General features: G+C 41.3%; 9 protein-coding genes and 1 pseudogene. 9 read left to right on the top strand and 1 reads right to left on the bottom strand.

Features of this window, described 5'->3' with window-relative positions; genetic code table 11:
• The first annotated feature begins 105 nt into the window (after window positions 1–105).
• The 9 genes and pseudogenes from FD723_RS37800 to FD723_RS37760 all read left to right on the top strand — a co-directional run.
• Window positions 106–924 (top strand): hypothetical protein, encoded by an 819-nt coding sequence (locus tag FD723_RS37800; RefSeq protein WP_179070301.1) that lies wholly within the window; start codon window positions 106–108, stop codon window positions 922–924.
• Between the two features lie 68 nt (window positions 925–992).
• Window positions 993–1,202, top strand: a complete 210-nt coding sequence (locus tag FD723_RS37795; RefSeq protein WP_179070300.1) for a hypothetical protein — start codon at window positions 993–995, stop codon at window positions 1,200–1,202.
• 17 nt (window positions 1,203–1,219) lie between these two features.
• On the top strand, window positions 1,220–1,618 hold the full coding sequence (locus tag FD723_RS43660) for a hypothetical protein (RefSeq protein WP_256875411.1): 399 nt from the start codon (window positions 1,220–1,222) through the stop codon (window positions 1,616–1,618).
• Window positions 1,615–2,073 carry a DUF1392 domain-containing protein gene (locus FD723_RS37785; RefSeq protein WP_179070299.1) on the top strand — a complete coding sequence of 153 codons (459 nt, stop codon included), beginning with the start codon at window positions 1,615–1,617 and terminating at the stop codon, window positions 2,071–2,073. The genes FD723_RS43660 and FD723_RS37785 overlap by 4 nt, the downstream gene beginning before the upstream one ends.
• A gap of 45 nt (window positions 2,074–2,118) precedes the next feature.
• Window positions 2,119–2,880, top strand: coding sequence for a hypothetical protein (locus FD723_RS37780; RefSeq protein ID WP_179070298.1), 762 nt, complete (start codon window positions 2,119–2,121; stop codon window positions 2,878–2,880).
• 29 nt (window positions 2,881–2,909) lie between these two features.
• Complete coding sequence (locus tag FD723_RS37775) at window positions 2,910–3,509, top strand: alpha-ketoglutarate-dependent dioxygenase AlkB (protein WP_179070297.1); 600 nt, start codon at window positions 2,910–2,912, stop codon at window positions 3,507–3,509.
• A 138-nt stretch (window positions 3,510–3,647) separates the two neighbouring features.
• Complete coding sequence (locus FD723_RS37770; protein WP_306297055.1) at window positions 3,648–5,138, top strand: DUF3854 domain-containing protein; 1,491 nt, start codon at window positions 3,648–3,650, stop codon at window positions 5,136–5,138.
• Window positions 5,139–5,430: 292 nt separating this feature from the next.
• The gene (locus FD723_RS37765) at window positions 5,431–6,456 is read left to right on the top strand and encodes a transposase (RefSeq protein WP_179070296.1); all 1,026 of its coding nucleotides are present in this window, start codon (window positions 5,431–5,433) and stop codon (window positions 6,454–6,456) included.
• Window positions 6,457–8,235, top strand: a pseudogene (locus tag FD723_RS37760) (plasmid replication protein, CyRepA1 family); the annotation flags it as partial.
• A gap of 16 nt (window positions 8,236–8,251) precedes the next feature.
• Here FD723_RS37760 and FD723_RS37755 read toward each other — a convergent pair.
• Window positions 8,252–13,045: a glycosyltransferase gene (locus FD723_RS37755; protein ID WP_179070295.1), complete on the bottom strand. Its 4,794-nt coding sequence runs from the start codon at window positions 13,043–13,045 to the stop codon at window positions 8,252–8,254.
• Window positions 13,046–13,125: the final 80 nt, after the last annotated feature.

Genomic DNA, 13,125 nt, shown 5'->3' with positions numbered 1-13,125 from the left:
AGGAATGCCATTACTTCAGATGAACGCACGGAAGTTTTTCTCCCGCTACAGAATTCCCATTATTGCACACAGAACACCAATCAATGAAACTTAGCCGAGGTGAACATGGTTACTGAAATCAAACTAGGTTTATGCAACCCTCCCGAACCGATTTATTTATATGTCAAAAATGCCGAGTTAGGTGGAGAATCTTACCTGTGGTATAACTACGATATTGAACGGGATAAAACTATCCCTGTTTCCCAAAGAGCATTAACTGGTTATCTGTCAGAACTGCGATTAACCACTAAAGAATTCAAAGGAAAGGACAACCTGAAGCTGGATATTGTCGTGAGTGCAGATGAACTTTATGTTGTCAGGACTGGTGTTGAAACCAATTTCGCCAAAAGCTTTCTTCTCGCTGCCTCATTAGTTCAGGATTTTTCTAAACCACTGATTATCGTTGCGAATGCTGGTGACGAGAATACAGTTTTCTGTAATCTTTACGATGCTGCAAGTAAAAGCAGAATTGAAAGAGAATGGAACAAAAATGCTGATTGGGTAACTATCATTCGTGACATCCAATTTCGCTTAGGTGGCATTCCATCTACACCAAAACTTAGTGTAGTCCCTCAACCAGTACATCCCCAAGATTTACGAATCAAAAATATTCGTACTTTGCTTGATTATCCACTTGATTTAGTCAAAGAGTGGTTGGAATTTCAGGATGTTGACCGCCCAAGTCTACTTCATATTAGCAAGATTAATGAACTGGTAAAAACTATGTGTTTAGCTTGGGCAGCAGACAAGTGTGAATATCCCAATCATGCCGAGTCTTCATATCAAAACCAAGTTGTTGATGCTGTTGCTAGTGGTGCTGATGAGTTAACGGCAATCAATGGGTGGATGCAACAGTTGCAATCTGCAAAAGCCGGAGCAGTGTAAATAACCATACAGGATTCAGAAGAAGTTTTATTTCTGAATTCTGAATTAATCAGATGGGAATAAAAACCATGAGAGTCATCGTTACAGTAGTCGAAAAAATCGTCAGTGAAGCGCACATCGATATCCCTGATGGGCTGAACCAATCTGTAATCAGGCAGCACATCATAGACCGTTACAACGCTGGGGAAATGCTGACTGATATGAACATCTTTCAAGTTGACTTTGAATCTATCAGCGCTCGGATTTTCAAAGAACATTCTGATACTAAATCTGTATAAATATCGGAGGTAATCAGATGCATACAAAATGGACTGATGAAGAACTCGGAATCATTGAAGCTAAAGCTGAACTTTATACCCCTAAGCAAATCGCCTCAATCTTAAAAAGACATGGGTATTTTCGTACTTCAATTGCTATCGCTACTAAACTTTGGGCTTTGGGTTATTCTACGAGCCCCTTTCTCGATAACTATAGTAGTGCTGAAATCGCCCGTGTTCTGTGTGTGCATTCCACCACCGTTTCTGGTTGGGTGAGACGTGGTTGGTTGAAAACTAGTCGCCGTTCTTCTAAGCGTTATCAAGTTCGTCGATGGCATCTCAAAAACTTTTTTGAAAATCCTCCACAACATCTAAAAAAGCGTATTGCCTCTATTGACTCCGAAGCCATTAATTACTTATTGGGAAGAAAAGCATGATTGACCACATTAACGCACTTCAAACAAGCTGGTATCTTTCTCCACCTTGGCGTGGAACAATTCCACCGGTTGAGGTCAATTTACTGGAGAGGGTATACCTCAGAACCACGAGAACATTCGGCTATTGCTGTGGGATGCAATGGAAACACGAGTGCTGGATTTATTCAATTGATTGTGGAAAAGAAATACTCCACGCCACACAAAACCAAATCATCGGGACTGGAGAATTAGAAGCCATTACTGTGCAAAAACCTGCTTTTGTTCTGGGCGAAAGAGTGATTCTCTGTTCTCACGACAAAGGAACAAAACAACGGCTGATTTTAGGGATTGCACTGGTGCATAAATCTTGGTTTTACCTTGTTGAATTGATGTCACCAACGTTAATTAAGACACCGACTATATCGAATCGTTTTTCACTGGTTGGTGAAAAAAGTTTAGTGCGAGTCAATACTTGAGTTTTTCTAATCACACAACCACAAATCATTACACAACGAAAAATTATGTCAGCAATTCAAATCGCCGAAATCATCGAACAAATCTCTCAAGAGATTGAAGTTGACGCTAATGGTCAAGCGAAAGCCAGTGTTAGAGCAACTGCAAGACTGGCTGGAGTTGATGATGAATCGATTAGAAAAGCTTTGAAATCAAGCGCCGACCTAGCACCCTCGAAATTAGCTAAAGAGCTTATGCTGCAAGAATTTTCAGCCGCCGACCTCAGCCAGTGGAGAACCGACGGTATCCCCGACATTGCGATCGCAATCATCCTAGAGTACTACGCTTACGAGGCTGGTAGATACTGTACTAAGCAAGCCAGATTGGTATGCCGTTCATTTAACACCATCGGCATTCGAGCATGGATTCAGGACAAATTGGGCTGGACTAAACCCACCTCTAATAGCGAAACCGCGATGACACAAATACAGTTACTCGCAGCGATCGCACAACAGATGGCACAGCAAGAACAATATTTACTGGAGCAACAACAGCAACAAACTGAAATCCTGGCGAGACTCAAAGCAGTTGAAGTTGAACAAGATAGGGTGAATACACCATGCGGTCACAAATATAGTGTTGTTGGGTTCGCCAATCTTCAAGGTTTAGAAATATCGGTAAAAGAAGCGGGTGCTAAAGGTCGAAAAGCCAGTGCATTGTGTCGAAAACAAGGCATAGAAATAGAACGCATTCATGACCCACGTTTTGGAAAAGTTGGTTTATATCCAGAAAGTATTTTGGTTGAGGTTTTTAAAGCTGAACAGAACTAATAGCAGTTTCAAAATTTGAGAGAACTACCATGCAACAACTCACACTTTTCTCTGAATCTGTACCAGTTTTACCCATCACTTATTACCCCGATTTCTTAAGTCAAGAACTTGCAAATGAACTCTATCAACACTGCTTAAAACTGGAGTGGCAACAGAATCAAATCAGAATGTTGGGTAAAACTCTTCCCGTCCCGCGCCTGGAGTGCATCTATGGTGATGCCGGATGTGATTATCTTTACTCCAACAGCGTGTTCTTAAAACCTCTGACTTGGACAGAAGCTCTGTCTAACTTGCGGGACAGAATCACTGCACTGACTGGCTACAAGTTTCGCATTGTCATCGGAAATCAATACCGCAGTGGACAGGATTCGATTGGCTGGCACGCAGACAACGAACCATTGATGGGATTTAACCCGGCGATCGCATCAGTCAGCTTGGGTTCATGTCGCAAATTCCAAATAAAACCGAGAAATGGCAAACCAACAGACTTCTGGCTGGAACACGGCAGCTTGCTTGTGATGCACCCAGGCTGCCAGTCCACACATCTGCATCAAGTCCCCAAAACCAACAAAGTTGTTAGCACCCGTATTAATCTCACGTTTCGACCGCACACAGGAGGCGGGAAATGAGGGTAAGGGGAAAGGAATTGTTCTCACTCCTTTAACCCAAACCCAGTAACCTTTTCCCTTTCTCAAGTCTAAAAGAGTCTCAAAGCGGCATGACCCATAATGCCGCTCTATTTCCATGCGTCAAAAAACAGAGGGAATATGCGTATAATCGAATCTGATTCTCAAGCTAAACATTTACAGGAATGGCTGGGCAGTGGAGTTGACGAAGAAATCTTTCATCTGAATGTGCGATCACTCTCTGGCACAACACCCTACGAATACTTGCTCTACAGTCCCAAAATCTCCCGTCGCAATGATGGACGACTGCGCGATCGCGATTTGAAAAAGTACCAGCACATTGAATTAGGCGGCTGGTGGTGCAGTGGCATTGACCCACTTAACAACTACGTCAGTATGATGTGGGGCTGTTTCAAACCTGACCACCCCAGACGCGACCGCCAGAAGATCCACAAGTTCATCAAATACGAACACCCATTCAGAGACGAGACACGCGCTTTCTTCCTCTTAGTACCAAATCGCATCTGGGTGAAAGTCTCCAATCGTAGCGGCATCCCCATCACCGAAGAAGACCTACAGCATCCTGGCGGTTTCTGGCACTGGGTTTGGAGGCATAATGTACCAGTCACAATTGTCGAAGGTGTCAAGAAAGCGGGGGCATTATTGACAGCCGGCTATGCTGCGATCGCAATTCCGGGAGTAAACGCTGGATACCGCACATCTACTGATGAGTACGGTACTGCCATCGGGAAACCCTCTCTGATTCCCGACTTGAAACATTTTGCAACACAGGGGAGACAGGTTAATATTTGCTTTGACCAAGATAATAAGCCCGAAACTGTACAACGTGTCAGAACCGCTATCAGTCGCATGGGACGGTTGCTGGTAAACGAGGGTTGTTCCCTGCGAGTGATTGATTTACCGTTAGGGGCAGAGAAAGGGGTTGATGATTTTATCGTTGCCAAAGGGCAGCCGGCATTTGACGCACTCTACAATACAGCTGTTGCACTGGAATTATGGGAAATCAAGCTGTTTACTCTGCTGACTTACCCGCCAGCGATCGCACTCAACCAAAGATTCCTCGGACAGCTTCTCGTCCCGGAAGGTGAAAAACTGATTATCCTCAAGGCTCCCAAAGGTACTGGTAAAACCCAATGGCTGTCTACTGAGGTGGCCAAAGCCTATGACCTTGGACGTAGGGTGTTAATCATCACCCATCGGATTCAACTTGGTGAGGCGTTATGCGATCGCTTTGGAGTGAATTATGTTACCGAAGTCCGCACGAATGAAACAGGCACATTGTTAGGATATGGCGTGTGTGTGGATTCACTACATCACGAAAGCCAGGCGCGATTTAATCCCAATGACTGGTCAAATGATGTCATTATTATTGATGAATGTGACCAAGTATTCTGGCATTTGCTCAACTCTGCTACTGAAGTGCAAAAGCGTCGGGTATCGGTTCTAAAAAACCTGAAACAACTGGTACAAAATGTTCTCGGTAGCGAACACGGCAAGATTTACCTATCAAGCGCTGATGTGTCCGATACTGATGTGAAGTATATTTTATCACTTGCTGGAGAATATAGGGTTAACTCATATCTTGCACCTGATAAAAACAATCAGTATTAACCAAGAACAATAAAATAAAAGTAACATCTAAAAATGGAGCTTCTACTTTATGTACTGATACAATAAGCTACATTTAATATCAACATATATACAAGTGACATATACAAAGATGGGAATAATGTCATCTGCATAAAGATATTTTTATATGTTCGTAAAAAATGAGAGAAAAGGGCGTAGATAACATAAATAACAGCAAGAAATATGGAAACCATTCTTGCCCACGCCCATACCCTAATGTATACGATTCTGGCATTGAAGCTAGCGTCGTTATCAACGAGATAACTTGGAAGCAATGCTAGGGCTATTTTTGGCAGCAGATGGAAAACCTCTGCCACACTACAGCAAATCCAAATCCGAAAGCGCTTTAAGTAGATTTTTAAATACCTATAAATGGCCTACTCGTAAGCTAATTCGTCATGTTCGTCAACAGGCAATTGAGCAAGTTAAGAGTCATTCTCCATTGGGAAGAAAAGCGTTTCTACAAGTAATAGTTGACCTGACAACTTTAGAGAAATGTGGTCAGTTTAAAGCATTTAAAAATCTAATAACCGTTTACAACGGCAAACGAGGTTTGCATATAGTAGTCTTATATTTGGTAATTGGACAATGGCGTATCCCTTGGAATTTCCGGGTCTGGAGAGGTAAAGGGACAGCTAGTCCGTCTCAAATAGCATTACGAATGATACGTCATTTACCCAAAGATTTAACCAAACGATTTCGGGTAAAAATTCTCGCTGATACTGCTTTTGGCACTAAGGATTTTATCAACAATATTCGGAAGATAAAATATCATGCTGTTATTGGTATTGGTTGTAATCGTAAGTTGGTTAATGGTTATCCAGTTAAACTTCTACATCGTCGAGGGCAACAGGTTAGACTTGTTGGATTAGATTTCCCTGTTACTCTTTCTTGGTATTACTTTAAACGCGATAATGGTAAGTTTGTTAAAAGATATGTTATTTCTACACAACCTCTTAAAGCTAGTACTATTTCCTGGTGGGGTAAACGTCGTTGGAAAATTGAAGGTTGGTTCAAAACTGCTAAATATCGCTTTGGTTTAGATAGATTTGGACAAGGTACTCTTTTAGGAATTTATCGTTGGTTAGTCTTGTCCATTACTGCCTATTTATTAGCATATTGGACGTATCTTTCATCCTGTTTACCTGATTCTTTGGATTGGGGTCAAGCTGCTTTCCTTGCACTATCTACTTTTTTACCTCATTTAGTCTTGTCTTTATTGCTACTAGATATTGAACGGCTTCGACCCTTAGCACTTAGTCATGGAATTGACATTACTATTTCCAGGTGCAAGATATGAGTTAACCCGTTCGTAATTGTCAACAATTATCGGCACGTAGCCGGCAACTGTTACAACTACTCTGGCAACAACCCGAAGAATTTGATTGCGGCATTGGACAAAGCCATTGCCAAAGATGGGCATCATTTATTATGCTGCTCTGCTCAAAAAGCAAAGTCCAAGTGGGGAACGCAAGCACTTGAAGAACGGTTTCGCCGCAAATTCCCACACTTGCGGATTCTGCGAATTGACAGTGAATCCGTTGCTGATCCATCTCATGCGGCTTTCGGTTGTATCGCTCACTTGAACGAAATTCTTACCCAGTACGATTTGGTTATCGCCTCCCCAAGTTTAGAAACTGGGGTATCTATTGACATTCGAGGACATTTTGATGGTGTTTGGGGGATTTTTCAGGGAGTGCAACCGGTTAACTCCGTGCGTCAGATGTTGGCAAGGGTTAGGGAGACTGTTGACCGTCACATTTGGGTCAGAGAGTGGGGGATGTCGGTTGTGGGCAATGGTTCCACTACCATTGGAGGATTGCTCAGAAGCCAGCACGTTGCTACACAAGCTAACATTGCGCTATTGTCGGCGGCGGATAATGCGGATTTGAGCTATATTGACCAGAACTTCCAGCCCGAATCTTTGCAGACTTGGGGCAAACGTGGTTCTGTGATTAACGTTGAAATGCGGCGTTATCGAGAGTCTGTGCTTGCGGGTTTGGTCGAGGATGGGTATATCATTATTGATGCCGACGATGTTGATGATGATGAGGGTGGGGCAGTAATCGAGTCGGTTAAAGCGGCTAGTCAGGAATTGTATACTGCTGAGTGTCAGGCGATCGCGGATTCCGATGAACTCTCTGGGGCTGAACTCAAGAAGCTGCAAGACAAACGGGCGAAAACCAAAACCGAACGACATCAGCAGCGCAAGGCTGAATTATCCCGTCGCTATGAAGTTGACGTAACCCCTGATTTAGTCGAGAAAGATGACGACGGCTGGTATCCTCAACTGAGAATGCACTACTATTTGACGCTGGGGCGAGAATTTCTGACGAACCGTGATGCTAAACGGGCTAAGGCGCAGTTAGAGGCTGGGGAGAATTCGGTTTGGAAACCAGATTTTAACAAGGGGCAGTTATTACCTGCTGTGTTATTACTCGAAAATCTGAATCTGTTGCAGTTTCTTACACCAGATGTTCAGTTACGGGGAAGTGACGAGAAGATGATGCAGTTTAAGGCACTGGCTGTAACGCATCGGCACGTTATCAAGAATTACTTGAATGTCAGCATATCGGAGAAACTGACCCCGATAGCGATCACTCAAAAGTTACTTGCCAAAATTGATTTGAAGTTGGATTATGTCGGTCGCTTGGGTAAGCGTGAAAATCGGGAGTGCGTTTATCGCTTTGTTGCCCCTAATGACGACCGTGATTCGATTTTTCGCCAGTGGTTAAATCGGGATGAAGCATTTTCAAGGGAATCGGTGTCAGTCACAAACAATATAGAATTACAAACACAAGTCACTGGCACAATATCACACGATATTCCCCAAACAGTTACCCAGCAGGTGGAAAATCCTATTGCCCAAGGCTGGAAAGGGCTGAAACTGAAATTACAGCAAGGTTTGGACAGCGCTGGTCAGTTCTACCAACAGCTAGTCTCCGCAGTTGGCGCGGCTATTGGGGTAGCTGATGGTGAGCCTTATTGGAATGGGTATTTGGGGCAATGGCAGGTTTGGGTTAACTTTGGGAGCGAGTGTAGGTCTGCGGTGTGCGATTGGTTGGTGGGGGTTGGCTAAACTTCACTAGTTATATCTATCTAAGTGCAAGTAATAAAGTTACAGTTGCTAACTCAGTGTCAATTTCTGATTGGATCTGGGTTTGACGCGTTTGGATAGCTTCAGTAAAAATGTTTACCATTTCAATATTACTAGAACAAATTCTCAAATTAGAGTTATTTGAGTCACTAATATCTTTTTCAACCGCAGTAATCTCTGGAGAAAATAGAACTTGACAGTCAAGATACTGACTAAATTGCCTAGAAATTGTGAAATTACCACTTTCCGAATTGGATTCACCAGTATAGCTGCAACCCATAAAAGCAACTTGAGGAAATTCAGCACGGAGTAGAGGGAGGAAGTAATAGGCGATGTCTGTATGAGAAATTACAACAATATCGATTTGACGAGATTGGATCGTGTAGCGGATAAAAGCCAACCAGTAAACTTCATCTAACAAATTCGGTAGATGAAATATGTCTGGTGTTAGACGATAAAAGGAATCATACCAGGGATGCTTTGATTTTAAGGTTGTGGTGATCGCCATTTCATAACCCTCTTTTTCCAGCAGCGTTACTAAGTCCAGATTAAATTTATCGATATTGGTGTTGGAGAGGGAAGGAAAGAAAAACAGCAGGCGTTTCCCAGCATTGTAACGGCTGAGGGAGTTTTGGACGGCTATTTGATATTTGAGTTGCTGCGGGTTAAGGGGTTGGCGGTTGAGGGAAATATTTGCAGTTACGGTACTATTAAAAATTTCAGGGTAGCGAGACTGGATTAATTTAGTTACTTGCTTTCGTTCCCCAGGATCGAGATCCAAAAAGTTAATGCGGCGATCGCACTCTAGATATTCAGGAATTGTCCATCCAAGTTGTTGATTGGCGATCGCTTTTAGCCATCGTTCCCAATCTGCATATAGCTTTAAATCTGCGTCAAATCCCCCTAGTTGCTCAAAATCCGCTTTGCGATACAGCAATCCTCTTGTAAACTGATTTTCATCCGACAATGAAGCAAGTTGGCTCAAGCTATGATTGCACCAGTATTCCTCTGCTTGAAAGATCGCAGAGTAGGAGTTAACAAAGGAAAATTCCGAATGGGTTTCTAAGAACAGAAGGCTTTTTTCTATATATGTGGGGTCAATAATGTCAACCAAATTGAGAAAAAATAAATATTTGCCTCTAGCTTGGGCGATTGCCGTGTTGCGTCCTGCGGCATCACCTTGTTGGCTAGAATGAGAAATAACTTTGATTTTGTTGGTTCTTTGAGACAATGACTCAATGAATGTTATTGCATCGGAGTTAGTCGAGCCATCATTGACAATAATCCATTCCCAATTTTGCCAGGTTTGGTTGATCGCACTTCTGTAAGTAGTTTCAAAATATTCATAGTTATTAACAAACACAGAAATAATTGAAACTACAGGAGATTCAGAAGCTTCTGGCTGAAAAAATCTCACTTTTTGGCTAGCAATGAGAGCAACAAAATCTCGGATAGGAATGTCGGAGTTAATTTGATTTGCTAACTGAAGTAGATCGGGCTTTTTCGAGCCGATTAGCCGTTTGAATTTTAACCAAGCACTGCGGAGTTGCCAAAACTTACTCGCAGACATCATCGTGCTAAAAGATTGCCATCGTTCCCACTCAAACTCAGCTTTTTGCGCCCTCAGCATCCATGTCTGCCATTGCGCCTCTAGCCAGTCCTTTCCAACTTGTAGTTGTTGATTCCATGATTGCACGTTTTTTAGAGTTTCTTGGGTTTGTGTGAGTTGATCCTGAAGTTGCTGTGCAGTTAGCATCCAAGCCTGAGACTGGGGAGATAAATTTTGATTATTTTGATGAGTAAGCTGAAATGCTTTACCTGAATTTTGCTCTTGCAGAAGTTGTTCGACACCTGTCAGCAAGAAATTAAGCTGGCGTTGATTCCACTTAGCAGGCTCAATTTGGTATAAATATTGCCGCAGATAATACCGTTCTTTGGCTAGATTTACAGAACTAATTGTTGAGGAAGAATTTTTGGTTATGTAGAGAGGATAGGGGTAGTAAGCAATTTCTTTCCCAGTGGCGATCGCTGCTGCTAATATATGCCAGTTGAGAGCTAGCAATCCTCTCTCTAGCGAGTAGCGAAATTCTTGCAGCAGTTTGAGGGAAAATAACGCAGATATATCTTGATTGTGGTTAAACTCTAGTAACTTTAGCAAGCAACCATCGATAAAAGCGTAGTTTACCGCCGCAGGCATCGCTTTTAGTTCTCCATTCTCTTGAAGCCTAACCTGCGGACATACTACCACATCTGCATCAGAGGCGATCGCCGCCGTCACTAACTTTTCTACCATATCTGGTAAGGCAATATGTTCCACAGATAACTGTAAAACATACTCTCCTACAGCTAACGTGATTAAGTTGTTATAACTTTCTCCCAAACTCCAGTTTGCATCTAAATTTAAATATTTATAATCAGGAAACTTAGTTTGAGCTTGAATAATTATTTCTTGTAAATACTCATCAATTGATTCTCGATACCCGATGATAACATCAAAATTGTTATAGTTTTGGACAGCAAGACTTTCTAAGCATTCTAATATAGTATTTACTGGATGCCAACAGACAATAGCGATTGTGACTTTTGGAGTTTGAGGTTCTTTAGGAGCGCTATTAATAAAAGCTTGACTCATATATTCTAATCTTTGGTTTAGCAGGCGTTGATTGACTTGTTGTAAAAATTCATTTTGGGGGATTAATGGGTTTTCAGGGTAAGCATTAATTGCCTCAGTTATCATTTGAGCGAGGGAATAGGAATTTGCTGGGTGAAAGTAACGCACGGAGTCAGAACGCTCAATTAAACTTAAAGTTTCTCGAAATCCCCCTGTATCTGAAACTACTAAACTGACGGGTAACTGTCCCATTTCTAGCCCAGTGTTCGGAAAGTTTTCTTGTATACTTGTCAGGCAAACAATTGGGTAATTTAATTCATAAATAAACTTAATTGCTTCTTGACTAGATAAATTTGGTATTATTTTGTAGATTAGATTACTATCAAGTTCTTGTTCAATATACTGTTGACTATCTAGATGTTTTAGTTGTGATGATTGCAGGGGAATAATTTTTCCCATGAAAATAACCTGAATTTTCTCAACTACAGCAGGATTCAGTAACTTGATTGCTTCTACAAAAGTGCAAAGTCCTTTTCTCTCTTCCAAACGGCTGAAAAAGACAACGGGTATTTTATCAACATTGAGATTACTTGACTTTGGGAGCCTCTCACTTTTTTCATACTGATGTATAGTGGGTACAAAGTATGGTAAATGCTTCGCCTGGGATGTTTTCCAGCCATAACTTTCTAGTTTGGACTTGAGGAAGTATGAAGGAAAGTAAGCGATGTCTGCATTTTCATAGGAAAATTGCTCGTAGTGGTAAGCTTGCCAGAACCACTGGGGTTGCTGTATGGCATATTGACTATTAACCTCGCGCAGCCATTCAAAGCACCCATGAGTAGTGACACCAATGAGACAACTATCACCCAGCAAACCAGTTTTTTTAGCTTGAATTGTGCGGTAGCCGAATCCCCAAATGTCTGGAAATTCTACATAAAGCACTGCATCTGGTAAGCTAGCGATCGCTGCTTGAGTGAAGAATAAACAACAGAAACTCTCATAGTCAAAGCTATTACCAATTGCATCTTGCTGGGTTGTAGATAAAATTTGATGATGAATTAGCTGGAGATTTAAAACCTGTTTGATTTCGTGAGTGGAGAAAACACAATCTACATCAGCGAAACTTGGTTCTCCTTGAAAGTCAGTTTCAGTTTGACAAAGCAGCAGGATGACGTACCAGCCATCAGATTTAAGTTTTTGACTTAAGGTTGTATAGTAAGTCCCTATTCCCCCATTTTGAGAAAAACCTTCAAATTCATTACTAACAAGGATAGCTACTTTTTGAGATAATAAGTTAAGTTTTTCTAAAAACTGAGGCTGAAAGTTGATTTCAAAGTTTGCCAAACGGGGAAATACTAGAGCGGAATTTTTTGTTCCTAGTTTTTCTACAAGTAGCTCTGGTGTTAATGGATCGACATTATAATCAAGAGTACCTAATCTTTTCACGCCTTCTGGTTTTTGTCCAACGATATAGCGATCGTAGAATTCATCCTCTACCTCAAATAACTCTATTTTGCTAGAGGTCAGAGTTTCTCTATAGCAGAAATGAGTCAAAATATTTTCAGGAATAAGGCTACAAATAGCTGCAACTCTTTCAATAGCTGTTGAGTTTGGTGGCGAACCGTGAAACAGGCGTTTATCATATATCAGTGCTTGTCCGGATTTCATCGGGATGCTGGTAAGATAGTTTTGTTGTAAAAGCGACAGTATATCTTGGCTGTAGGGAAATCCATCAAAAACAAAAAGTGGTCTCAGTTGTGAATTAAGCAAATGGCTTTTTTTTACAACTAGAAGACAGCCATTTTGCTCGTCTACATCAATTAGAGGACACCACACTCCAAATGATTTTAGGGAAAGTTCATCTACTAATGATGGATCTTGATGTAGAGGCATCTCACTAAATACATCAGGACTTTTAAAAACTAAATTACAAACGACTATTCTATATTCAGGAAATAAAATTGCTAGTTTTGAAGAGAAACACTTTTTTACTTCCTGAGTAATCATCTGGCGGTATGATAAATTGGAGGCGCTTATACTAAAAGTCATACCTGAAACTAATAAGTTTTTAGAAAGAGAATACTTCTCGTTAAAATTGAGCAGACTTTTTACTTCAGTTTTATTGAACAACTCAATTATCGTATATCCATTTATTTCAATTTCTTGATTAGTTCTACGCATTTTAAAATAGTTTTCCTTGGAAATTAATAATATTAATATATTTTATTTAATATCTATATACTCGATGCTTAACTGTATGT

Source organism: Nostoc sp. C052 (genome assembly GCF_013393905.1).
Classification (GTDB): Bacteria; Cyanobacteriota; Cyanobacteriia; order Cyanobacteriales; family Nostocaceae; genus Nostoc.
The sequence above is the reverse complement of the archived record's forward strand: the minus strand, read 5'-3'. Positions and strand labels throughout refer to the sequence as shown.

Bases quoted from the DNA above. Each gene is read 5' to 3' on its own strand.
- FD723_RS37755 (WP_179070295.1), bottom strand. From the start codon at position 13,045: ATGCGTAGAACTAATCAAGAAATTGAAATAAATGGATATACGATAATT.
- FD723_RS37765 (WP_179070296.1), top strand. From the start codon at position 5,431: ATGCTAGGGCTATTTTTGGCAGCAGATGGAAAACCTCTGCCACACTAC.
- FD723_RS43660 (WP_256875411.1), top strand. From the start codon at position 1,220: ATGCATACAAAATGGACTGATGAAGAACTCGGAATCATTGAAGCTAAA.
- FD723_RS37775 (WP_179070297.1), top strand. From the start codon at position 2,910: ATGCAACAACTCACACTTTTCTCTGAATCTGTACCAGTTTTACCCATC.
- FD723_RS37795 (WP_179070300.1), top strand. From the start codon at position 993: ATGAGAGTCATCGTTACAGTAGTCGAAAAAATCGTCAGTGAAGCGCAC.
- FD723_RS37780 (WP_179070298.1), top strand. From the start codon at position 2,119: ATGTCAGCAATTCAAATCGCCGAAATCATCGAACAAATCTCTCAAGAG.
- FD723_RS37770 (WP_306297055.1), top strand. From the start codon at position 3,648: ATGCGTATAATCGAATCTGATTCTCAAGCTAAACATTTACAGGAATGG.
- FD723_RS37785 (WP_179070299.1), top strand. From the start codon at position 1,615: ATGATTGACCACATTAACGCACTTCAAACAAGCTGGTATCTTTCTCCA.
- FD723_RS37800 (WP_179070301.1), top strand. From the start codon at position 106: ATGGTTACTGAAATCAAACTAGGTTTATGCAACCCTCCCGAACCGATT.